We start from the raw sequence: 22,855 nt of genomic DNA on the forward strand, positions 1-22,855 counted from the left end.
ACGCTGTTAGTCAAGGGAAAGAAAGTTGTTTTTCCTTGGGTCAATCTGGCGCGTCCATTGATGATAGAAGAATTCATAGGAATTGCGAATGACCTGCAATTAAAGGCTATCCAGTTTTTAGATAATGACCTTGAAAGCTCACTTATGATAAGTCTTACTATTTCTACGGAAGACTATGCGGTGCGCCCACAAACAATTACTATAAAATGGGACATTCAGACAATCACACTTCCTGCTCTTACGTTGATAATTACGGCAATGCTTGAACTCTGTTATCACACTAAAATTGAAACAGAAAATGCGGAACTGTTAGGGCATTGGATATGGGAGGTCCGTCAACTTTTGGAAGAACTCTATACTATCAAAGTGGAGATAGAACAGGAGGAAGGCAACCATGCGGTTTAAAAAAACGAAAATTGGCGGGCTCTTGGTTTCATTCACTTTCTTGTTAAGTCTCCGTATCCAAGCGTTTGCGGATGATAGCTTGATGTCAAAAGATTCTGCAGAAGCAATTAAGCACATTCGAGCTTGGCAAGATTATGTGAGCACGCAAAGTGTCATTTGGGATATCTTTCGCTTGATAGGATGGGGAATTGTTAAATTTTTCTTTTCTATCAACCAAGCTTTGGCTGACTTCATGACATGGTACATCTCTCCCGCAAAAGGAATTTTCAGTATTCTTAGCCAAGGGTCAAGCGCTAAAGCTTCTGTGAGTGACCAAATTGCAGCAAGTCCCTTTGCTTTCTTGTTTTTTGTAGGGACAGCGGTCATTGTTGTGGGAGTGACGATTGCGATTGCTCTTAATGCTTTTCATTATTTTACTGGCAAAGGACGTCCAGTCAACGAACTCATTATGACGCTTCTCAAAAATGCGGGAATTATTATGTTGGCTCCCTATATGCTTATGTTTGGACTTTTGATATTCCAGTCGCTTTCTTCAGCAGTAGGATTTACCAATAGCACGACAACAGATGCCAATGGTCTCAAAGTGACGCTTGCTTCTCAAATGATAGGAAATAATCTTATTGATGCAGAAGACGCCAATGCTCAAGACTTACCTATTTATGGGAAAGCAAAATATGAAGAAGATACGACAATTAAGGGAAATTATGGAGAATCAAACCTCAATCCTTTTCGACTCATTCCGATTGGAGCGATTGCTGGTTCAGGTTATGCCGTTGGTAGTGAGGGAGGTGTAGAAGCCTACACTAAACCGTCTGATATTTATAATATTGACATCAACCAAATCGTAAAAAATAGTCCCTATAACAGTGACAATCATACATCCACAGACTGGGTTCACGCAGCACACGGAGACTTTGGTTCAAAGGTTTCAGATTTTTTCTCTTCGGGTAATGCGGATGTAGATAAAGAAAACCTAATCATTTATACAGCACGTAATATAGACTTGAATGAAAATCCAAATCCAGATAAAAAAGCAAGCTATTATCTGGACTCACGGACATCGGGCATTCCAAGTATTAGTGCTGGTGTTTATGTTTGGCACGTTTCATGGCTTCCTATTATTATTGGTGAGTTTGCGCTCACAATGGTTTATATTTTTGCTATCTTTAAAATTGCTAAGATTGCTTGGGAATTTATCAATCTTTTAATTTTAGGCATTCCAACAGGCGCAGTAAAAATAGGAACAGAAGAAGGGGCAAGGTTTATTCTTGATGAGACCTTTGAAATGTTACTTTCTCTGTTTATGACCGTTATTGGTGTCAACATGTTTATTGGATTTTCAACGGTTATTGGGACATTGGTAAGTGGTTGGCAAGCTTCGGGGATGTATGAAAATCTTCTTAAATCTGTAATAACGCCTATCTTGCTTTTGATGTTTGCAGGCTTCTCTCGTGAAGACCCACGGTTCTGGCGTGCTTCGGGTGCGATGCAGGGAAATTCCAATATGGGAATGACAACACGAGGTCTCGTGGGAAGTATGATGGCAATGAATGCGGCAAAATCTGCGATTGGAGGTGTCACACGTCTTGGAAAGAATGTAGTTGGTTCAGATATTAAAGGTGCTATGCAACGTTCTGCTGCACAAAATGGAGGGAAAACGACCATAGGTGGAACATTGGCAAATCTTCGAGGAGCGCGTGCAGCTTCCTTTATGGGAGGTAAAGTTAATCGTGGTTTTCAGGAGGGGATGAATGCTTATCATAAATCTTCTGCAAAAACAGCTCGAAAGAATGCAGAGCATCATGACAATAGTAAAGGCAAAATAAAAGCTGCTGCTGTTGGTCTTGGAGCAGGGATTATTTCTCCCGGAATAGAAGCGGCAGGTTCTATTCGCAAGGGTTCTCGAAACTTTGGTAAAACAATGATGAAAAATACAAGTGTAGCTAAGCGAACGGGGGCTTCTGAGAAAATGAATGAAGCTGTTCGAAATGGTGATGATAGAAAACTAGAGCATTTAGAAAATAAAGCGAAGGCAAAGCAAGATGCTGTACGTTATTCAATCCCACATAGACATGACATCTCTGCTGTTCGTAAGGCTAATAAAGCAACAACAAGAGCGTATGAAACAGAATCTAAAATAGGTCTTGCACGGGAATATGCCGCCTATGTTAGCTTACCACCTAAAGCACAAAAAGAAATGAGATTTGAGGAAGTTAATCGTCATCCATTGCACGAGGTAAATGTGGATAGCAATATGTCATTGCCGCCTAAGCGTCCTACAAAAAAATATTAATATAAAAACAGAAGGAAAGCCCTATTTTTAGAGTTTTTCTTTTTATTAAGAGTGTAAAGAAGGACTTGTTTCAAGCTTCTTTTTTTATTTTGAGATAATCAAAAAGAAAGACAAAGGAGGTACTTTTTTGGGACATATTTTACTGATTGTCGGCATCATTGGGGCAATTCTAACCATTGGATTATTAGCTCTTTTATTTTTACCAGAATTAAAAAGTTTGGGAAGCGGTAATGCTAGCGGAGGCTTGTCTTTAGCTTCTTTAGGGAAAGGTTCACTTGATGAATACAATCCCCTCATTATAGGAATTGCTGAGGATACGTATGTCATACTCTCGCCAAAAGCTGGGGGAGGCTATTATACCTACCTTAAAATCGAAGCTGTTGATTTATTTGATATTTCTGATGAAAACTTGGAACGCCGTATTCGTGGATTCGCTAAATTCTTGGAAGCAAATGTTAAAGGCATTCAGTTCGTTAGTTTTGCGACTAAGATTGATTCAAGCCTGCAAAAGGAACATCTTTCAAGACGTATTGCAAAGGCAAAGACTGAAAAGCAACTACAACTGTTGGAAATTGAAATGCAGAAAATTTATGAAGCAGAGCTGACAGACCAACAAAAAGTATTTTATTTTAAAATATTTGACCGTAAGTTGGGAAGCTTAAAGAAGCGCATCATGTTACTAGGAGCTATTAACAATGATTTTCCTTATGAGCAAATCAAAGGAATGGATGAAATAGCCGAAATTGAGAAAAAACTTGTTGAATAAATCAAAGGAGAAAGAATGCGACAACAACCAACATTACTTGGAACAAATCCTACGATATTGGGAAAGAAAAAGACTATCAAAATAAAAGGCAATAAAAAAGAAAAGCAAAAAGAGGAGAGTGCGCGACCACCTTATACAAACGAACGAATGAAGTTGGAGCAGTTAAAGCGGTTGATTGCGAAACAACGTCAAAAGGGTTATGATGTTGATTTTATTTCCAAAACACAGCCCTCAGGGACGATTACTTTTGAAGAAAGTTATGTTCAAACAGGGAGTGGCATAGAAACGACAGTTCTTGTTGATGCATTCCCTCAAAGTCCGTTGCCTTTTTGGATTGTCAACTTAGCAGAATCAGCCCCAGATGTGATTTGTATTATGAATATTGAGTCTGAAAACAAAGTAACAACGAGACGACGATATCAAAAGATGCTGCGAGAAGAAAAATTTGGGCTAGAACACGCCAAAGATGACTCTGCGGCAATGGAAGCGCAAATTGAAGTGGAAAAATTGCAACAACTCATTCTGGGAACCTTTCAAGGGGAATCCTCTCAAAAAGTTATTTCCGTGCGCCTCACCATTAAAACGGTGGACAAAAAATCGCATCAGGAGCGTTTAACGGAATTAGTCAATACACTTAAAGGAGGAGGCTTTCATGCGCAAGCTTTTCCAAGTGACACGAAAGCACTTTATGATGCCAAATGGCTTTCTCCTGAACAGACTTCTAGTTCCTTTTATAAAATTGCGCCTTTTTCTATTAGTTCAAACGACCTCGCCAAAGGCTATCCTTTTAATCATACAGAGTTGACAGACCCAGAGGGTGCTTATCAGGGACGAACAGACACAGGAGGGGCTATTTTCTTTGACCCTTGGTATCGTATTGGACAACGTACCGCAAGTAATATCATGATTTTAGGGAAGACCGGAGCGGGGAAATCTCACTTCATTAAGAAGAATTTAGATTTTCAAGTAGCCCTTGGGAATCGAATCATCACCTTTTCTAAAAATAATGAATACAATAAATGGACAAAAGATGTCAATGGGATTGTCGTTGGTATGTTTAGTTCAACAGAGCGTATCAACATGATGCAGGTTTCTGGCTCTGTTTCAAAGGTAAACGAAGACGGTTCGGGAAAAAATGAGATAGATATTTCAGCCTCATTTACAGCCCATATTTCAAGTATCGTGAATAATTTCAGATTACTTGACCGCACAATTACGGATACCGAATCGAATGCTATGTCTGTTATTTTGAATCAGTTTTATATTGCTTATGGTATTTGGAGAAGCCCAGAAGATTTAGCGAAGTTTGGAATGCCAGATGTGACATCTTTGTCTCCTGAAGAATATCCTATTTTATCTGACCTTCAAGACTTTGTTTACAAGACTCTAGAACTTTTTACAGACGCTTCAACAGAATATAAAATGAAAACAGCACTTAAAATGCTCATAGAAGTAGGCTCTGGTGTCTTTGATGGGATAACGAATGTCCGTGACCTGACTAAAGAGCAGGTAGTTTGTTTTGATTTGGATACATTATTAGCCCAAGACCGAGCTTTCCAGCAAATTCAGCTTGCTAATGCCTTTAACTTGATTGTTTCACAAGCATTAATTTCGGGCTTAAAACAGCGTGATTATGTGGCAGAGGGGGGCGACCCAGATGGTGTGATGCACACGATATTAATGATAGATGAGTGCCATAATTTGATTAATATTCATAATCCATTTATTGCCGAACAGGTAACGACCTCTTTGCGTGAATTACGTAAACTCTATGGTGCGATTTGGTTGGCAACACAGACACCAAAGGAAATGCGTCCTTCTGGAACACCACAAACAAAAGAATTAATGACCGCTGTTGAATCCATTAATAAGATTGTTGATTTTATGACGTATCGTTTTTTGTTTAACTTGGATAATTCAGCTGAAATCAAAGATTTGATTGGAGATAACCTCCCGGAGGAATATGCAAAAGCTATTCCACTTCTTGACAAAGGGCAATGTGTCTTTATGTCTGGGAAGACGGTTATGAAAATGAGCGTCCACTTTGACCCTGTACGTAATCAAGTCTATTCAGGAGGTGAATAACGCATGGCATTAAGAGAGACGAATGACAAAGATGAGCAAAAAATTGATTTTAGCCACTCTGATAAGAAAAACGCACGAAAGCTGTATGGGAGCATAGGAGGCGTGCTTGTACTCTTTCTTGCTCTTGGATTTACCTTGCGTACTCCTCCAAAACCTGTGACGCCCACCTTGACGAAAATGAACACTTCACAAGTAACAGCTGTCGGGAATATCTATTATATCGGAACCAGTCTTAGTGCCTCTAAGAAAATGGCACAGTCTCTTTATTATATTGATGCGCCACAAACAGATGGTGCGCTCTCTATTAAAGTGACAGCTACTCTTACAGCTCAAAATGGGAATGCGGTTGAAAGCAAAGTCTATCAAGCAGGGGCACATATCTTTGCGATAGAGTATAAACCACAAGCTAAGTTGCCTATTATCTCTCAATCTATTGCCATAAAGAATTTATCTATAGTGAGTGATGAGGGAACGACAAATGAAGCCCAAGCAGTCTCAGACCCCTTTGTAGTCAAACCGAACAATAAAGTGAAGTATCAAGTCCCAAATTATCGTCATTTAATAACGGAAGAATTGGTTTATCAAATTAACTTGTATAACAAAGAAATTGCCAAGCAGGGAAAGACGTTGACGCAAGCGACAAATAAGCTCAATAAAGATAATCAAACGATTGATGCTATCAACGCTCAAAATAAAACGAATTTAACAGAGGACCAGTTAAATGCCAATCAGTCACAGGTGGATGCATTAACTGCGGATGTCGCTACACAACAAGCCAATATCGCTCAAGCAAAGGCTCAACAACAGACTTTACAGGAAAATCTAAAGAAAGCCATAAATGTTCAAGAAGCGGTTAAAAAGGCGACCACGGATGATGCCATTGCAAAAGCATTGGGCTAGGAGAAGAAAATGAGTAGTCAATATTTAAACGAACCCATTAAAATTTACTCTACACAAAAGAAAGATATGAAGCTCTTTAGAGGTGTCAATGTTTGGTATATTGGAGCAGGAGCTGTGCAGCTGCCGCTCTTCATGAGTCTCTATAATCAAAAACTAAGTTTGGGGTTTATCATTCCCATTATTATCATCACAACAGTCCTTTCACTGAACGGGGTACGTTGGTCTAATAAATATAAAGGACGGAGAAATTATCGTAACATCCTTCGTTCATTGACACAGCGTAGGCAGAAATTTCAGACCTATAATATCAAGGCGATTCAGTGGGCAGAAGTAGAGGCTGCGGAGTATGATGTCTATAATGATACCGTGGATGCGATAGAGAGCCTTATACTGGAGCGTATGGCACGTTTAGGAATTGTAGATGCACAAGAACTCAAAGCAATCAATCAAAGTATTCATTAAAAAATATCAGCCCATTCATTGCTGGCTGATATTTTTGTAAGGTTACCCGGCATAAAAAATAATAGGCGATAATGTTATGAGGATAGAAAAATTGCAATAAAAGTTTGGCTCAACCATGCGGATAGTCAGGCTAAGGATTTGTTTGGGACTTGTAATATTTTTATGGTATAATGATGCGTTTGCCAATTTTTTGGCGAGAAATGGAGAAAATATGAATCAGTTAGTACGAACAGTGAAACGTTATCCCTTTCAAGTATGGGCGGTTGTTTCTAATTTAGGAGTCTTTGCTTGGCTTCAAGCCAATACGGGACGATTTGTGCAAGAAGGTAAAGCGATGATGGCAACGCATCAGAGCGACCTTGAAAGATTTTGGAATTTTCTTAAAGAGAATCCGCTCATAGTTTTAGGAATTGCAGTCATATTAGTGATTAGCTTTCATTTCTTAGAGAATATAGGACGTACTATTTTTACCCTTTTGAATCTTTTACTTTTACTCAAAATTTTGGGAGTATTTTAAATCAGAAACAAAAAAAGCAGAGAGTGATTGCAAAAGACAATCATTATCTGCTTTTTCCTTTGCCTAAAGGTTACAAAGGGACTTTCAGAATACCACAAGTTCTTATTTTTTACAAGTAAGTGTTCATTCTATGTGAGAAACATTTTATTCCTCCTATTTTTCTTTCTTTAGTGCTTGAAAATGGTACTACAGCGGACTTCTTACCCGACAAAAGAAAAGACATGAGATAATAATAGAAAAAGCATAAGAAAGAATAAGTTTGATATGGATTTGATTAAAGAATTGGATATTAAAAATGATGTTCCTTCCGTAAAATTGCGCTATTATCAAGAAGAAGCGAAAGCTGCGATTGAAGCAGAATGGGAAAAAGGCAACAAAAGAACCCTAGTTGTTATGGCAACAGGGTGTCATAGAGTCGGTGAAGGTCTTTTAATGGCTGATGGAACTGTTCAAAAAGTTGAAAATATCAAAGTTGGTGATAAATTATTAGGGGGTGACGGCTCTCCTCGTACAGTATTAAAACGGCATGAAGGAGAAGATGAAATTTATGAGATTAAACCTATCAAAGGAAAAAGTTTTTTTGTAACAGGGAATCATAAACTAACTTTGGTGAAAACAAGAAGGCGTGGAGATAATTCGCCACAGTATCCATCTTATCAGTATGATGCTTCTTTTGTAGATGTATCAGTAGATGATTGGCTTTCATGGGGTAAAACACAAAAGCATATCCATAAATTAGTTAGAACAACAGGGGTTGAATTTCTAAATAAGGTTACTTTACCTCTTCCCCCTCATTTTCTTGGTGTTCTTCTTGGAGATGGTGGCTTGAAGTATCAGTTAAATGTGACTACTATGGATGAAGAAATTGTTGAAGAACTCATTAATCAAACTAAGGCACTTAATATGGAGCTTAGTCATACACCTGCTGGACGAGCAAAAACATATAAATTTTTAGATAATCATAAGCACAATAATAAATTAAGAAATATTTTAGATACTTTAGATTTAACTGATAAAGGCTCAGAAGAAAAATTTATTCCACAAATTTACAAAACTGCATCTACGCAAGATAGACTAGAATTAATTGCAGGATTATTAGATACAGATGGAAGTTTAAGCAATACAACTTATGATTTTACATCTAAATCAAAACAATTAGCAGAAGATTTGGTATTTCTTTGTCGCTCGGTTGGTTTAGCCGCTTATATGTCTGAAGCTAAAAAAGGAATAAAAAGTTTAAATTTTGAAGCAATTTATTGGCGTGTATGTATTAGTGGAAATACTGATAGAATTCCATGTAGAGTAGCGCATAAAATTGCTTCCAAAAGAAAACAAAAGAAAAATGTACTTAGAACAGGTTTTACTGTGACTCCTGTTGGAAAAGATAATTATGTTGGTTTTACAGTAGATGGAGATAATCGTTACTTACTAGATGATTTTACGATTACTCATAACTGTGGCAAAACGATAGTCATGGCAAAGGTCGCGGAAGAACAACAACGTCTTCATCCAGACAAACAAATTTTAGTGCTTGCTCACCGTGGAGAACTGCTAAATCAAGCAATGAATAAATTTGAAAAAGCAACAGCACTTACCACTGTAAAAGAGAAAGCCCAAGAGACAAGTATTGGTTCGGAAGCACAAGTCGTTGTTGCTTCTGTTCAAACCATGAAAAATGATAAACGTCTGCATCAATTTGACCCAGAACAGTTTAGCACCATTATGGTCGATGAGACACATCATATTATGGCAAAGATGTACCGCAAAGTCATTGACTATTTCCCCAATGCGAATATGTTAGGTGTCACAGCGACAGCTGACCGGACAGATAAATTAGATTTAGGAGAAGTATTTGACAGTGTTGCTTATGAGTACGATTTAGCAACAGCTATTAAGGACGGCTATCTTTCTCCATTAACCGCTCAGACTATTCCAATTAATATTGATTTAAACGGCGTACATATGAAAGCAGGAGATTTTAATGAATCTGAACTTGATGATGTTTTAGGACCTTATTTAGAACGAATCGCAGATGAAATGGTCCTCGCGTGTGAAGGACGACAAACAGTCGTTTTTATGCCGTTGATTGCGACTTCCAAACGTTTTGTGGATATCCTAAATAAAAAAGGCTTTCGTGCTGCTGAGGTCAATGGACAATCTAAGAATCGGGATACCATTCTCAAAGATTTTGAAAATCGGAAATATGAAGTGTTGGTGAATGCCATTTTGCTTACTGAAGGTTGGGATTGTCCGACTGTGGATTGTATTGTTATGCTTCGTCCAACCAAAAGCCGAAGTCTTTATGCACAGTGTATTGGGCGGGGAACTCGCTTATCGCAAGGAAAAAAAGAGTGCCTTATTTTAGATTTTCTCTGGAATAGTTCTAAGCACGCACTCTGTCATCCTGTTTCGCTTCTTACCAAAAATGAAGCACTGGTACATAATGCGTCACTCCTCGCACAAAATGGCGAACCAAAAGCTGTTGACGAGTTAGTTGAAGAAGCGAAAGAAGAATATAAAAAAGCACAATATGCACAGTTGACACGAGAATTAGAAGCTCTTTCTATTCGGCGCCGTCGGAAAAAGCTTGACCCTTTTGAAATTTTTCTAGGGAATGCGAATGGTGTGGATTTCTCTGATGAAACCCAGAAAATGACAATGAGTCAAAATCAAAAAAACTGGTTGGATAGTAATAATATAGATACTTCTTTGATTAAAACCTACGCACAAGCTGAGAGTTTAATCAATCAATTAACACATCGTGAACCAGACCAAGCTACGCTGAAGCAAGTGAAACTTCTTAAAGATAAAGGATTTAAACAGGCTGACCAATGGACAAAAGTAGAAGCGTCCGAAGTCATAGGAAAAATAGCAGAAAACTTCTGGGAAGTGCCACGCTCAATCCATCCAAATACATATCAACCAAAACGCTTAGAAAATATTGAAAATAAAGAGAATTCTTCCTCAATACAACACTCTGAGATAAAAGAGCGTATTAAAAAATTTGATAAACTGATAGAAAAGCAATTTTTAGAGTTGATTGCATCTGATAAAGAAGTGACAGCTAATGATAAGTTACGAAAAGCCATGCTTCAAGCCATGATGGAAGAAAAAAGCAACAGAGTAACGGCAATAAAACGAGCCTTTTTACAGAAAAAATCTCAAAAAGAAATAGATGGTATTGTTTATCAAGAAAACAAAGAATTTTACACTCAAACGAAGGAAGCTTGGAAAGTCTCAGAAGAAAAGCTTCGACAAGAAAAACGGCGAGAAGCCCGCAAAAAGGAGCGGGTGAAAAAAGAACAAAAGCAAAAAGAAAAAATCATAAGTCGAGAAAAAGCCGAAGAAGTCAGCAAGGCGCGTGAAGATAAAATTAAAGAGTTGTTTCCTGATGAATGGTACTTAGTTAAAGCACTTAATGGACGATGGATGAAAAAATATAAAGGGCGGATTACTGCTATCGCTCTTACAAAACGTGAAGGGGATTATTATGTGAGAGTCCACATTTCTGATTTTAATAAGAAAACATTCAAGGAAAGAAAAAAAAAACAAATTATTGACCATTTCTATGGGTTTAGCTCTGAAGTGCATTTTAGAGGCGAAAAGCATCTCTCTATTCCGATTTCAACACTCAAAGAATTTTTTTACAAGGAGACAGTGGTAGCAGCCATTTTGTGATAAAGCAGATACATAAAAGGACATTTTTCTCGTCCTTTTTTTTCTTGTGGGATAATTATTGTAGAAAATAATTGGAGGAAAGAAGATGAATTCAAATTTAACGATGCAAGAATTGATTAAAGTTGTACAAAATGATAATGGCGAACAAGTAGTAAGTGCAAGGGATTTGCATAAAGGACTTGGACTTTCAAAGAAATTTTCAGCGTGGTGGGAACAAAACTCATTATTGCTTATCGAGAAAGAAGATTTTACAAGGGAACCTCAAAGTTACCTTGTTCAAAAAGGGAATGGAGCGAGTCAATTATTCGATGATTACGTCTTGACGATTGACGCTGCAAAACATTTAGCTATGCAAAGTAAAACTGAAAAAGGGCGTGAATATCGTAATTACTTTATTTTAGTTGAAAAAGCATGGAATTCTGATGAAATGATTCTTATGCGAAGCAGACAAATTCTTGAACGAAAAGTTGATAGACTACAAATTGAGCTTCAAGAGAAAGAAGTATTAACTGCTCAACTTCAACTTGAAAAAGAAAACTTAAAACTAGAATTAGAAGAAGCGACAGAAAAAACACGGTATCTTGATATCATCTTAGAATCTAAAGATGAAATGGTCGTCAAACAACTGGCGCAAGATTACGGGATGTCTGCTATTCAATTCAACCGGATTTTACACGAATTAAAAATTCAATACAAGGTCAACGGACAATGGATTTTATACGCAAAGTATCAAGCAAAAGGCTACACTAAGAGCCGTACTGTTTCTTTCTTAGACCATAATGGTATCCAACATACACGAGTAAATACTTGCTGGAGTCAGAAAGGAAGAGAGTTTCTTTATAGAAAACTGCTCAATCAAAATATTCTTCCATTGATTGAACAAGAACAAGAGGTAAAGTATGGCTAAAAAAGGTGGAAATTCAAATCGAGGGTGCGGTGCAACCATCGGAGCTATCCTATTTTTATTGGTCCTGTTTTTTTCATTAGCTTTCGTGGCAGTGCGCGTGGCTAACGCACATGGCTTTGATGTTTTAGGAACTTTAAAAAATGCAGGAACTTGGATATGGAAGAACTCTGATACAAAGGGAATTGATGATGTGAAATTTTCGGCACCTAACACCAGTAGTATTAAATCAGCCGTAGATAAAGGAAAAACAGTGGCTGGGAATGTTGCTTCAAACGCAAATACCGCATTAGATAAGGCAAATCCAAATACACAATCTAGTGCAACGACAACTCAAGGAAATGTTGATTATGGTAAGACAATGGATAAACAACCAACAGAAAGTTTGGCAGAGTCAGTATTGACATCAGATGTTAGAAAACAGCTTGGAAATACTGTGACTTATGATGGACATGGTTCATTTTACGTCAATAGCGATAAATCAACACTTTCATCACCGACAGGACAGCCATTTTTAAAATCGGGTACCTTGAGTGCAAATGGACAACTTTCTGCATCTACGGCAATTTTGTCACACAGTATGAGCGCTAAACGCGTAACAACTGAAATAAACTGGGAACCAGCGGGCTACAAACAATTGAAAATCAACGCCCCTGCTTATGGAAATTACTTATATAATAAAGGTCATTCACTAGGTGCAGCTCTCAGTTCTGGTTGGTCAGGAGAGAGTGTTTCATTTTCTATGCCAATTTATGCCACCCAAAAAGGACAATGGAACGCTTCGGAATACTATGCAGATAATGTCACGACACAAACAGCTTGGGCGAATCAAGCCATAGAGGGTCAATATGGCACATCTGGCTATGGGCAAAATTATTTTGAAGATATAGTGCGTAAAGAACAAGTAAGTCATAAATCTGCGCTCATTTCTTATTCCGTCAAACCTATCTATGATGGAAAGAATGAAGTGCCATCAGGAACGCAAATACAAGCGAAGTCTAGTGATAATATCGTCAATATTAATGTCTTTATTCCGAATGTTGAACCAGGTGTTATGATTGATTACAGCACAGGTAACGCAAAAATAGCAAGTTAAAGAGAATTATCCCAAGTATTTTTTCTTGGGATATAATTTTTTTAGAAAGTAGTGACTAACAGGAGGGAAGATAAATGCTCGAAAAATACCGCCAACAATTCATTCAAGAATTCAATGCAGATTTAGATAAGAATTACTATCAGGTTAAGGCAAAAAAGATAAAAGAAGCGCAACGAAATGTGCGACTCTGTCAACTCCATGAAGAGGGATAGCCGCACAAGTTCGTCAACTAGAATTTGATGCAGAGAGAACGCAACATGAAAAGTATCTGATTGAGTATAACAAAAGCCTGAAAAAGAGTAATCGCCAGAGATATCTTAAAGCACTCCTTCAGATGGCAAAAGACTATTCAAAAAAAGACGCACTCATTGATTTTCTTTGGGAAAAAGATGCAGAAGATAAATTGAAGTACGAGTACGATGTAGAAACTTTAGCTCAGGCGATAAAGTGGTTCAAACAAAATGCTAGGAATGTACGAGGAGAGGAACTTTCTGAGGCAACAATTAAAACCTTAATTAAGGTGCAACTTTTTATCGGAGTTGAGAAAATGAGAAAACAGGATGTCTTATCTAGTCCCTTAAAGTTACACCATAACCCAGCTTACTGCCAAATTGTAAAGGAATTACTTTTACAGGAACTAGAGAATTACGAAGCGTGTGACCGCCTAGATATGTTGCTGCCATTAAAAAAATAAAAGGTGAAGGACTTGTTTCAAGGCCTTTTTTACATTTTGAGATAATGAAAGTATAAAAAATATGAAAGAATATGAGGCAATATTTTGGAAAACAAAGTCGAAGAGTACAAAGTTGAAGATGGTACAGAAGTTGAAAAGGAAGAATTTGAAAAATGGGGACTTGCAACATCAAGGGCACCTGAGTTACAAGAATTAAGAGATGCCATAGATTTGGATAATCAGAAACCCAGTCCCTATGAAACCTTGTGTTTGGTAGAGGTTAAAAGAAATCCAATTATTCGTTTCTTTAATATTGCGATGAATGATAAGAATTACACGCCATCAAAGCGTTATAAATCATTTATTGAAACGGTGAGTCAAGTCCTTACATGTGGAGTAATAGCAACAGATAATAGCTTAACAGATAATTGCTTGGAGTTTTTAATGCCAGAAGATAATGCAATGATGGCTCTTTATTTTCTTGCGGATTCTATTTTTCCCGTAGCGTTGTGGGAATTGATTGATAAAAATGAAAAAGATGCTTTTGATGTCAATGGTCTTGCTCCCCTTGTTGAATTTTATAATTTGATTGCTCCTCTTGTTGCAATGGTGGCTGATGACCTCATTCAGGAATATCGGCGTACAGAACGTAGAAACGAACGACTGGAACGTATCTTGAAAGACCATCAAGAAAAAGTAGTTGCTCTTGAAAAAGAAACACTCAGTCAATTTTTACAGAAGTGAGGAAGTATTATGGACGAAAACAGGAAAAAAACGCTTGATGCAATCATTTATCACTTTGACCTGTTCTTAAAAGAACAAAATAAGCCAGACTCAGAAATGGTACATAAGTATTCAGACGGCTATTCTACTCTTGAAGTGCCTATCAGCTTGCTTGAAGTTGTGCGAGAGGAATTAAAAGAATATGCGGAAAGTTTCAAGGAAAACCAGAGAGAAAAAGAGCGTTATGCCACCACGAAATTGGTTACCTTTCTGACGTGGTTTCTTGCGCACGAAACACCGAAAATAAGCACAGAAGAAATAGAAACATGGTTTGAAACACATCAAGGGGGTTAATATGATAACTTTAACAATTATTGTCCTCTACTCAATCCTCATTATCTGGGCGATGGTTGCCGTCCTTCTTTATCAACGACAGTTGACAAAAGAAAAGGGCGAGACATTAGTGGCAGTAAAACTTAACATTGTTTTGCCTTTTCTGCTCTTGTTGGCTTTAGCTTATGGCACATTATTCTTGCAACCGTTGGTGTATTCTAATTCACATCATTTACCTACGACATTTAATGTCAAAGCTATTCTGAGACAGCTTGCCATGCTTATTCAATTGGTGGCGATTGTGTTCTATCCAATGTACGCTTGGGGGATATTTCCGCTAATATCCTGAATCGAGAAATTCGGGGTTCTCAAAAGGTAGAAGATGATTTACGCAGACAAATCAATGCGTTAAGAAATGTAGTTATTATGGCATTCATTTTGGGAACGCTCATTTTGATTTTGGTGAGATAAAGGACTTGTTTGAGTCCTTTTTTTGTACTGCGAGATAATAAATTATTACAAACATTAACCATTAGGAGGATACTATATGTTTCATTTAGGTTCATATCTTCGCTTTGTTTTTACTTATGGCTTGGCATATCTTGTTATTTTCATTGGTCTTATGATTACTTGGCTCGTATTGACGTAAGGGGGACTATGAGAGAAAAATCATCCAATATCATACAAAAACGAAAAAAGTCGAAAATAAAAAAGCAAGTAAAGCTCGACTTGCCTGAGGCTATCCAACGTTTTTTTGAAAAGGCATTAGTCAAACGTTTCGATTTTAAACAACTCATTATTTTCTTTGAAGTTTCTGAAAAGATTTTATGGGGCGTCACAGGTGCCACATCTTTAGTTACACTTTATAGTGCTTTTTCGCCACTTGTCCATTTATCACCGTTGCTTATCATTGTCATCTGTATCACAACGATTTTTTTAGGGAGTTTGGCTTACAAATATTCAATGGATTTAGCTTCTCGTGAGTCTGCATTGAAGCAAGACCCCAAGACAAAGATAAAAGTACAAGAAAAACGGATTAAAGCTTATCTCTATTTGATAGCTTCTAATTTTTATATCGCGGTCACTTTTTTTCTGACCGTGGAATTACAACCCCTTATCTATACACAGCTTGCTACGAATCAACTATTAAATGAGAGTCATGCAGGCTTTATGCCATCTGCCCTATCAAAAGCGCTTTGGTTTAATTATAACCATCTGCCCTATGCTTTGTTAATTATGCTGCCTGCACTTTTGCCAGCGAGTTTGATTGTTTATACGCAAACTTTTGAGTTGTTTATTAAGATGCGACCACTGTTTGACCAATGGGGACAATCACGTTACTTTAAGTCAAATACCTTTGACCCAGTGATTGAAAACCGGGGAGCTGAACATGTTCCCTATGTCAGAATTGGTCTTAATGTTGCTACACAATCTGACTTGTATCTTTCTCCAAGTTCTCGTGCGGTAGGCATACACATTGTAGGTCCTATGGGAACAGGTAAAACGGCGGCAATCATGCACCCCGTTTTGCGACAAGATGCTTATAAGGTCTTTATGTATTGGCATGATTATGCCGAAGCACGACGGAAATTTTCAGATTTTAAATCTTTTGAAAAATACTGGTTTGTCGAGGAAAGAAACGGACAGTATATCAATGGCTGGAAAGTGATAGACCCTTCTAATAGCTTAGCTTCGGATATGTTTTCAGAGCTTCTAGCAATGGGCGTGCCACGTGAAGCGATTACTTATTTGAACCCACCTGACCCATTGACAGATGCCATGCAGGCGTATTCTGGAAAATTGGAAGCTTCTGTCACAACAAACGTCTCTACCTTGATGGAACTTGTGACGCGTGGCTCCACAAACCCTCATCCTTTTTTCACGGCACAAGCTCAAACTTATCTTGAAAATGCCCTCTTTTTAGTCAAGTTTTCATCAGAAATTCCTAATCCGATTGATAAAGAAATAGGCAATCCTTCTTATGATGAAATTTTTGAAGTTATCCTCTTAGGGACAGAAGATATTCGTTACCAACGAATGTTAGCCCTTGAAAAGTTTGTCGCTATTCTGGAAAATCGCTACACCAAAGAAGCAGGAAAACCAAAAGTAACGCCACAGGAAGAAGCAGACTTTGAGGATTTAGAGAACCGTTATAAAATCGCAAAAACAACGTTGCGTAACTGGAAAAGTTGGCTAGAGGTTCAAGAAGATAAAAGTGGGAAAGTGACCATTATTGATAAAATGGATAATAATGTGGATGGACTCCGTGTCAATGTCGCACGTTTAGCACAAAAGACAGGGATTCGCCGTATTCTTACGCGAAAGACGACCTTTGATTTTGATGTCTTAATGAAGTTTGGAGGCTTTTTAATTGTCAATACCTCAACAGAAGAATTAGGAGTGGATGCCCCTATTGTCGGTAAGCTCGTCTCTATGAACTATCAAAATGCTGTCATGCGCCGAATGAATAATATTGACCGCGGAGGACAGATAAAAGAAGATGCCAATCATAATGCTTGGTTTTCAAGTGCCGACGATGAAAAGCCCCCTTATTTGACAAGTAGTGAACCAGATTTCATGTCCAACTCGCGTAAATATAAAGCAATGGGGATATTTGGACATCAAACGAATGCACAGTTTGATTTGTATTTGGATAAAGCTGCGCGTGATACTTTGCTTACCGGCTTGCGAAATGAATTTGTTTATCAAGATTTGAATGAAGAAGATGCGAAACACTATTCAACGGCTTTCGGTAATAAATTAACGATTGATGCACAATATTCTAAGCAAGTCTATGATGAAGATGGCAATGTGGACGGTGGACGTACAACCGCACGAGAAACGATTGTAGAAAAGCCCAATGCGAGTCCTGATGATTTGGTTACTTTACCCCAGTTTTATATGGCTGGACGTTACTTTAATGGCAAAGAAGAAGAACCCTTTGTTCTCCTTCGTGCGTATCCTTTCTTTGAAGAAAAACTGCAAAAACCAGCCTTTAATCGTGATGATTTTGATTTATGGTATGCGGACGTTCAAGAAGCTTTGGAAAATGCGAAGAGCAAAAATGATGTGGATGCCTTTGCACCGGAAAGTGTTGAGATTATCCGACAAATCGAAGAACGTCAAAAAGCAGAGAGCTTGATGATAAGGAGTGGTAAAGATGATTTCCGGAAAGAACTTGGACAGCAGATTAAGCCACAAGAACCTCTCGTCCATTCTTCTAAGGCAAAACAAAAGAGTTTAGAAGAAGCCATAAATTCTACACTCGCTGTTCTTGATAAAGAGCCTTATGAGAGTAATGTAGATTCAGAAAAATATTAAAAGGCGCTACGTTGCGCTTTTTCTTATCTTTAAGAGTGAAAGAGGACTTCTTTTTCAGGGAAATTTTTAGAGTGAGATAATAAGGGAAAATAAAAAAGAAAGGAACTTTCATTGTTACAACTAACAGAATTACAACTTGACTTTATCAAGGTCTTGTACCCTTTCAATGAATTGACCTATGCACAATTTAATCAGCTTTGGAAAAATGTATCAGGTGTCAAAACTAAAATTTCTTCACAACTACTCAAAAAGATTGAAGGACTTGGTTTAATGACCCGGAAGCTTGATGAGGGACAACAACGAAATGCCAAGTATATTATCAATCAAGAGGAAATTAAGAACTTGTTGGAAAACACGGCGCGTGATGTCTTACTTGATGTCCCTCCTGCTTTTTACCAAGATGCTCTCCCTGTCAAAGTCAAAGCAAGAACGCCAAACTTTCATGATGAAGCGTTAAAAACGCTCTTGATTTCTACTATTTCTACAGAAACAGGCACACTCATTTTTCCAAGGATTAAAACTTTTGTGGAGCATATGATGATACCTGATGCCATTATTGTAAAAGACGATAGGATGACTTACTTTGAATACGATAACCTTACGGAAGAAGCTGCTTCATTTTTAACCAAACTCCCTCGTTATCTTTATGAGAGTAAGAAAAATCCAGAGGTAAAAGTGAACCTTATCTGTGTCTTTACAGATGAAACAATCCAACTGAAAGGCTATAACAACAAAAGAGTGAGTCCTCCTTACTCTCGAATGCAGAGTCTCACAGAAAAGGCAGGACACATTAAAGCTTTAAATGGCTTACCATTTTTAGAAGAACTTGAGAAGCAAAAAAATCTGACGCTCTACTTTTTCACTTATAATGAAGTCCTCCAACGGTTAGGTCCACTATTAAATGGAGAAATCTTTCCTGACTTTGTTCAGCGAGAGTATCCAAAAGTTGAAGAAAAAAAGAAAAAAGTAAAAGTCCAACAACTTAAACAAGAAAAAACAAAAGAACCACAAGATAAACACGAAAAATATATCTTTGAATAAAAAGGAGACACTATGCCATTATTTAAGAAACTTCCAGATTTCTATTTGTTATCTGCTACACCAAAATTTCAAGGGCTTTATGCGACACTTGATGAAGAAGTAAAGAAAAACTTTGTATTTATCCCCTCTGTCGCAGAGTTAAGCACCGCTCTTTCAAAAATAAAGCGTAAGCAAACGGTTCAACTCTTTGTGGATTTAACAGATGAGAATGCTGAAATGCTAGAAGCTTACAGAGGATTTCTGAACCAATTTTCTACCATCGTTGACCGGAGTGTCTTTTTGATTTCTGATATGAGCGCCAGTAAGAAAAAAGAATTTTTCAATCAAGCCATTCATTCGGATACCTTCGATTTGATTTATAATGCAGATTTAATCACTGATTCTAACTTTGAATCAACGATGAGCCGATTGCCTTATGAAGAATTGCCTACAGATGAGACCCTGGATACTTTTCTAAAATCTAATTTTCCATTGTGTACAGCACCTGAACCCATGGCGGTAGAAGAACCTGACATTACACCGCTTTTCTCACCCTCTGAGCAGGTCGAGGCTATCAATACAACTGTTACTACGAATCAAAACTTTACTCCACCGGTGTCAGCTCTTGAATCAACACCAGTAATGCCAACTGCGGAAGAACTTGTAGAACTGGTAGAGCTTCGAAAATATGCGGATGAAGCCGAAGACTACATTCAAAAAGTAGACGAAGAAAATCAAGCCTTGGGACAGGAACTGGCAATCCTTAAAGAAAGACAAGTGATTCAGGAAGATGATAATGAACTTCTTTCCTTGAAACAAGAGAACGCCACTCTTAAAAAACAACTGAGTGAGAATAGTGTCTTTACGCAAAATATGAAGGAAGTTGAAGCAGAGAATAGACAGCTCAAATATGACCTCAAGGCGATGGAGAAACGGGCTCAGAAGGCTGAAAAGCTTGCGACGTTAGATTCTCCAGAAGCAACAGTGATTGAACTGGTTACAGCCATGAGAAGTCTCTCAAGTAAATTATCTAATTCCAGCAGACTCCTTGAAAATAAGGCAGGAAAAGAACTTAAAGAGATGCAAAATGAAGTGGAACGTTTGAAAGCTGAAAAAAATGCCACGGAACAAATAAAAAACAATCTACGTGCTCTATTAGGAAGTGACTAACCGATAAAGAAGGACTTTTGTCCTTCTTATTTTTTTCCGGTGAGATAATGTAAGGAGTAAAAGAAAGCGAGAAAATAATTATGAGTAAAACAATTAAAGCTGTTGGTTTAAAGATGAACGTTAACCGGATTAAGGGATTGCCTGATGGCATCAAGAATGCTTATTTAAAACGAGTAGCTACTAATGGAGAGCTGATTTTTGTTGGCAATACTAATGATGCGGCAAAATGGGAAGAAAATAATGAAAATATCAAGAAGCTCGAAAGATTCGCCAAAGAGCATGAATTAGAATTCGCATGGTTTGAATTGGAGGAGCATTCAGCTTCCAAAATCACTAAGCAAAGTAACGGCTTGACATTAGAGACGACAGCTACTGCCTTGTCTGAAAAAGAAGCAGAAAAGATGCTAGAGCAGGTTTCTGGAATAGAAATTACAGGGAGTCCCGTAAAATGAAAAAAATCATAAAAAACATATGGAAATATTTTTGCTCACTTTTTAGCTCAAAAGAAAAAACGAGAATAACAGTGACAACTGATTTTGGAACTGAAAAAATAGTAATTGATGCAAAAGGAGAATCTGTAGAGCAACTTATATCAAAAGGTGCTTCAATAACTTTTATAGATTTTGGTGCCAAAGAAACTGTAGAAAATGCGAAGAATAAAAATGAGGCGGATAACTTTGTATTGGAAAACAAGGAGGTTTAAATGTATAAGAAAGATTTTACAGAATGGCAATTATCTAAAGGGTTTGATATGGAAAAATTGAGAAATTTATTTAATCAAAGCCTTCCAGAATTCATGGTTATCTTAATGATGATGGATATCTTGTTATTTACCAAATAGACGCTAATCATCAAAAATATAAAAGCAGTTAATTCAGCGCCCTTCGGGGCGTTTTTCATATCTCTTGTAAATAAGATATAAAATGTTATACTAAAGTTAGTCTTATGAATACATTTAAAGCCTTCCTACTATGTAGAGGCTTTTCTTATCGATGAAATCATGTTATACTACCAGTGAGGGAGCTTGGTGAAACTCCTCAGCTGTTTTTCTTCTAGCTGCTCTTAACGGGGCAGCTTTCCCATTTTTTGCAATTAAAAGTTTATATGTTATACTTAGTTTTGGGAGGACGCACCCTCCCATCCATATTCTTTGATTCCGTCTTTTACGAGGCGGTTTCTTGTTGCCCTTGTAATTAAATTATATTGTGCTATACTTAGCACATGGGGAGGTCGCTTGTCTCCCCATCTGTTTTGCCGCCTTGTCATCTAGGGCGGTTTTTGTTTCTCAATTTGACAGTCAGGATTATTAGTGTTACCATAAACTTGTAGGTTTTGTCACGAGTTAAATGTTTAGGAGTACACTTTTCGCACAATAGGATTTACAACTTTTGTGAAAGGAAGTATTAGTATGAAACAAGGAACAGTATGGTTTAATATAACCAAAAGCTATGGCTTCATTATTACTGATGATGGGAAAGATGCTTTTGTATATTTTTCGGGGTTCAGGTTTGATAGTTCAAGAAGGCTTGATGAGGGACAAAAAGTTACATTTGATATTGCGAATAGTTCTCAAGGACCATATGCTTCTAATATCATAAAAAGGTAAACAAAGCTAGGTTCTCATCAATCTTATAGGTTTTATCGATAGTTGATAAAGCTACTTCCTTGTGGGGCATTTTTTGTTCTTGCAATTAGTTTTTAAAGTGTTACATTTAGTTTAGAGAGGTATGCTCTCTAACGTTTCTATTACCACCTTTCACGAGGTGGTTTCTTGTTGTCATGGTTATAAAATGTTATAATGAACCTGTAAGAGGCCCCTTTCTCTTAACCCTTTCCTAAGCCGCTCTACTTGAGCGGCTTTTTTGTTGTCCTTGCAATTAAGTTTTAAAGTGTTATACTTAGCAGGCAGGGAGTGTTTGACTCCTTGTCAATCCCGTCCTGTCCAATCACAACAGGGCGGTTTTTATTACCTTTGTAATTAATAGATATTATGTTATACTGAGACGGGGAAGATTAGTTGCTTCCCTTACAGTTTTTACATCCTTAATTAAATCGTTCTTACAACAGAACGATTTAATTAAATTTGACAATTTTAACTATTAGTGTTAGACTAACAAAGTAAATTTTGTCATGAGTTAAATGTATTTTTAGAATCACTTTTCACAAAATAAGGTTTACAATTTTTGCTGAAAGGAAATAATTAACATGGCAAATGGAACTGTAAAATGGTTTAATGCAACAAAGGGTTTTGGATTTATTACCGCTGAAGATGGTAAGGATGTGTTTGCACACTTCTCACAAATTCAAGATGGTGGATTCAAAACACTTGATGAAGGTCAAAAAGTGACTTTTGAAATTGAAGATGGTCAACGTGGACCACAGGCTGTAAATATCGAAAAAGCTTAATATTAGGTTGAATAGATTCCAAAGTAGAGATGCTTTGGTTTTTTTATGCTAAAATTGTGCTATAATGAGAGGTCTTTAACCTTATAAGGTAAGCTGGATAATT

General features: G+C 37.4%; 23 protein-coding genes. All 23 read left to right on the plus strand.

All coding sequences use genetic code 11. The features are described 5' to 3' along the window. Nucleotides 1–60: 60 nt before the first annotated feature. A complete protein-coding gene (locus D7I46_RS01260) occupies nt 61–405 on the plus strand; it encodes a hypothetical protein (protein WP_120771219.1) in 345 nt (114 codons plus the stop codon). After that, nucleotides 395–2,698, plus strand: coding sequence for a DUF8208 domain-containing protein (locus D7I46_RS01265; RefSeq protein ID WP_120771220.1), 2,304 nt, complete (start codon nt 395–397; stop codon nt 2,696–2,698). The genes D7I46_RS01260 and D7I46_RS01265 overlap by 11 nt, the downstream gene beginning before the upstream one ends. 127 nt (nt 2,699–2,825) lie before the next feature. Further along, entirely contained in the window at nt 2,826–3,464 is a 639-nt protein-coding gene (locus tag D7I46_RS01270; RefSeq protein WP_120771221.1) for a hypothetical protein, read from the plus strand. Nucleotides 3,465–3,479: 15 nt separating this feature from the next. After that, nucleotides 3,480–5,549 carry a hypothetical protein gene (locus D7I46_RS01275; protein ID WP_120771222.1) on the plus strand — a complete coding sequence of 690 codons (2,070 nt, stop codon included), beginning with the start codon at nt 3,480–3,482 and terminating at the stop codon, nt 5,547–5,549. Between the two features lie 3 nt (nt 5,550–5,552). Beyond that, a complete protein-coding gene (locus tag D7I46_RS01280) occupies nt 5,553–6,449 on the plus strand; it encodes a hypothetical protein (protein ID WP_120771223.1) in 897 nt (298 codons plus the stop codon). Between the two features lie 9 nt (nt 6,450–6,458). After that, the gene (locus D7I46_RS01285; RefSeq protein WP_120771224.1) at nt 6,459–6,911 is read left to right on the plus strand and encodes a hypothetical protein; all 453 of its coding nucleotides are present in this window, start codon (nt 6,459–6,461) and stop codon (nt 6,909–6,911) included. A gap of 211 nt (nt 6,912–7,122) precedes the next feature. After that, nucleotides 7,123–7,428, plus strand: a complete 306-nt coding sequence (locus D7I46_RS01290) for a hypothetical protein (RefSeq protein WP_120771225.1) — start codon at nt 7,123–7,125, stop codon at nt 7,426–7,428. A gap of 264 nt (nt 7,429–7,692) precedes the next feature. Next, nucleotides 7,693–11,106, plus strand: a complete 3,414-nt coding sequence (locus D7I46_RS01300) for a DEAD/DEAH box helicase family protein (RefSeq protein WP_162930804.1) — start codon at nt 7,693–7,695, stop codon at nt 11,104–11,106. Nucleotides 11,107–11,191: 85 nt separating this feature from the next. Next, nucleotides 11,192–12,013 carry a phage antirepressor KilAC domain-containing protein gene (locus D7I46_RS01305; protein WP_240424460.1) on the plus strand — a complete coding sequence of 274 codons (822 nt, stop codon included), beginning with the start codon at nt 11,192–11,194 and terminating at the stop codon, nt 12,011–12,013. Beyond that, nucleotides 12,006–13,106 (plus strand): DNA/RNA non-specific endonuclease, encoded by a 1,101-nt coding sequence (locus D7I46_RS01310; protein WP_120771226.1) that lies wholly within the window; start codon nt 12,006–12,008, stop codon nt 13,104–13,106. Before D7I46_RS01305 ends, D7I46_RS01310 begins: the two co-directional genes overlap by 8 nt. A gap of 74 nt (nt 13,107–13,180) precedes the next feature. Beyond that, complete coding sequence (locus tag D7I46_RS13195; RefSeq protein ID WP_162930805.1) at nt 13,181–13,318, plus strand: hypothetical protein; 138 nt, start codon at nt 13,181–13,183, stop codon at nt 13,316–13,318. Between the two features lie 122 nt (nt 13,319–13,440). Then, nucleotides 13,441–13,800 carry a hypothetical protein gene (locus tag D7I46_RS01315; RefSeq protein WP_120771227.1) on the plus strand — a complete coding sequence of 120 codons (360 nt, stop codon included), beginning with the start codon at nt 13,441–13,443 and terminating at the stop codon, nt 13,798–13,800. Between the two features lie 84 nt (nt 13,801–13,884). Beyond that, nucleotides 13,885–14,523: a hypothetical protein gene (locus D7I46_RS01320; protein ID WP_120771228.1), complete on the plus strand. Its 639-nt coding sequence runs from the start codon at nt 13,885–13,887 to the stop codon at nt 14,521–14,523. 9 nt (nt 14,524–14,532) lie between these two features. Continuing rightward, nucleotides 14,533–14,856, plus strand: a complete 324-nt coding sequence (locus D7I46_RS01325; RefSeq protein ID WP_120771229.1) for a hypothetical protein — start codon at nt 14,533–14,535, stop codon at nt 14,854–14,856. A gap of 1 nt (nt 14,857) precedes the next feature. After that, a complete protein-coding gene (locus D7I46_RS01330; RefSeq protein ID WP_120771230.1) occupies nt 14,858–15,184 on the plus strand; it encodes a hypothetical protein in 327 nt (108 codons plus the stop codon). Between the two features lie 308 nt (nt 15,185–15,492). Further along, nucleotides 15,493–18,156, plus strand: a complete 2,664-nt coding sequence (locus tag D7I46_RS01335) for a TraM recognition domain-containing protein (RefSeq protein WP_120771231.1) — start codon at nt 15,493–15,495, stop codon at nt 18,154–18,156. A 111-nt stretch (nt 18,157–18,267) separates the two neighbouring features. Further along, complete coding sequence (locus tag D7I46_RS13200; protein WP_162930806.1) at nt 18,268–19,197, plus strand: hypothetical protein; 930 nt, start codon at nt 18,268–18,270, stop codon at nt 19,195–19,197. A gap of 12 nt (nt 19,198–19,209) precedes the next feature. Next, complete coding sequence (locus D7I46_RS01340; RefSeq protein ID WP_120771232.1) at nt 19,210–20,346, plus strand: hypothetical protein; 1,137 nt, start codon at nt 19,210–19,212, stop codon at nt 20,344–20,346. Between the two features lie 80 nt (nt 20,347–20,426). Continuing rightward, complete coding sequence (locus D7I46_RS01345; RefSeq protein WP_120771233.1) at nt 20,427–20,798, plus strand: hypothetical protein; 372 nt, start codon at nt 20,427–20,429, stop codon at nt 20,796–20,798. Next, nucleotides 20,795–21,049: a hypothetical protein gene (locus D7I46_RS01350; RefSeq protein ID WP_120771234.1), complete on the plus strand. Its 255-nt coding sequence runs from the start codon at nt 20,795–20,797 to the stop codon at nt 21,047–21,049. The genes D7I46_RS01345 and D7I46_RS01350 overlap by 4 nt, the downstream gene beginning before the upstream one ends. After that, entirely contained in the window at nt 21,050–21,187 is a 138-nt protein-coding gene (locus tag D7I46_RS13205) for a hypothetical protein (RefSeq protein WP_162930807.1), read from the plus strand. 567 nt (nt 21,188–21,754) lie between these two features. Continuing rightward, nucleotides 21,755–21,952 carry a cold-shock protein gene (locus D7I46_RS01355; protein WP_120771235.1) on the plus strand — a complete coding sequence of 66 codons (198 nt, stop codon included), beginning with the start codon at nt 21,755–21,757 and terminating at the stop codon, nt 21,950–21,952. Nucleotides 21,953–22,551: 599 nt separating this feature from the next. Beyond that, complete coding sequence (locus D7I46_RS01360) at nt 22,552–22,752, plus strand: cold-shock protein (RefSeq protein WP_120771236.1); 201 nt, start codon at nt 22,552–22,554, stop codon at nt 22,750–22,752. Nucleotides 22,753–22,855: the final 103 nt, after the last annotated feature.

The sequence above is a fragment of the Lactococcus allomyrinae genome (genome assembly GCF_003627095.1).
In the GTDB taxonomy this organism is placed as follows: domain Bacteria; phylum Bacillota; class Bacilli; order Lactobacillales; family Streptococcaceae; genus Lactococcus; species Lactococcus allomyrinae.

Coding starts and splice junctions, on each gene's coding strand:
- D7I46_RS01315 (WP_120771227.1), top strand. CDS start 13,441: ATGGCAAAAGACTATTCAAAAAAAGACGCACTCATTGATTTTCTTTGG.
- D7I46_RS01305 (WP_240424460.1), top strand. CDS start 11,192: ATGAATTCAAATTTAACGATGCAAGAATTGATTAAAGTTGTACAAAAT.
- D7I46_RS01345 (WP_120771233.1), top strand. CDS start 20,427: ATGAGTAAAACAATTAAAGCTGTTGGTTTAAAGATGAACGTTAACCGG.
- D7I46_RS01355 (WP_120771235.1), top strand. CDS start 21,755: ATGAAACAAGGAACAGTATGGTTTAATATAACCAAAAGCTATGGCTTC.
- D7I46_RS01300 (WP_162930804.1), top strand. CDS start 7,693: ATGGATTTGATTAAAGAATTGGATATTAAAAATGATGTTCCTTCCGTA.
- D7I46_RS01265 (WP_120771220.1), top strand. CDS start 395: ATGCGGTTTAAAAAAACGAAAATTGGCGGGCTCTTGGTTTCATTCACT.
- D7I46_RS01285 (WP_120771224.1), top strand. CDS start 6,459: ATGAGTAGTCAATATTTAAACGAACCCATTAAAATTTACTCTACACAA.
- D7I46_RS01325 (WP_120771229.1), top strand. CDS start 14,533: ATGGACGAAAACAGGAAAAAAACGCTTGATGCAATCATTTATCACTTT.
- D7I46_RS01280 (WP_120771223.1), top strand. CDS start 5,553: ATGGCATTAAGAGAGACGAATGACAAAGATGAGCAAAAAATTGATTTT.
- D7I46_RS01360 (WP_120771236.1), top strand. CDS start 22,552: ATGGCAAATGGAACTGTAAAATGGTTTAATGCAACAAAGGGTTTTGGA.
- D7I46_RS01330 (WP_120771230.1), top strand. CDS start 14,858: ATGATAACTTTAACAATTATTGTCCTCTACTCAATCCTCATTATCTGG.
- D7I46_RS01275 (WP_120771222.1), top strand. CDS start 3,480: ATGCGACAACAACCAACATTACTTGGAACAAATCCTACGATATTGGGA.
- D7I46_RS01340 (WP_120771232.1), top strand. CDS start 19,210: ATGCCATTATTTAAGAAACTTCCAGATTTCTATTTGTTATCTGCTACA.
- D7I46_RS01260 (WP_120771219.1), top strand. CDS start 61: ATGATAGAAGAATTCATAGGAATTGCGAATGACCTGCAATTAAAGGCT.
- D7I46_RS01290 (WP_120771225.1), top strand. CDS start 7,123: ATGAATCAGTTAGTACGAACAGTGAAACGTTATCCCTTTCAAGTATGG.
- D7I46_RS01310 (WP_120771226.1), top strand. CDS start 12,006: ATGGCTAAAAAAGGTGGAAATTCAAATCGAGGGTGCGGTGCAACCATC.
- D7I46_RS01350 (WP_120771234.1), top strand. CDS start 20,795: ATGAAAAAAATCATAAAAAACATATGGAAATATTTTTGCTCACTTTTT.
- D7I46_RS01335 (WP_120771231.1), top strand. CDS start 15,493: ATGAGAGAAAAATCATCCAATATCATACAAAAACGAAAAAAGTCGAAA.
- D7I46_RS13205 (WP_162930807.1), top strand. CDS start 21,050: ATGTATAAGAAAGATTTTACAGAATGGCAATTATCTAAAGGGTTTGAT.
- D7I46_RS13195 (WP_162930805.1), top strand. CDS start 13,181: ATGCTCGAAAAATACCGCCAACAATTCATTCAAGAATTCAATGCAGAT.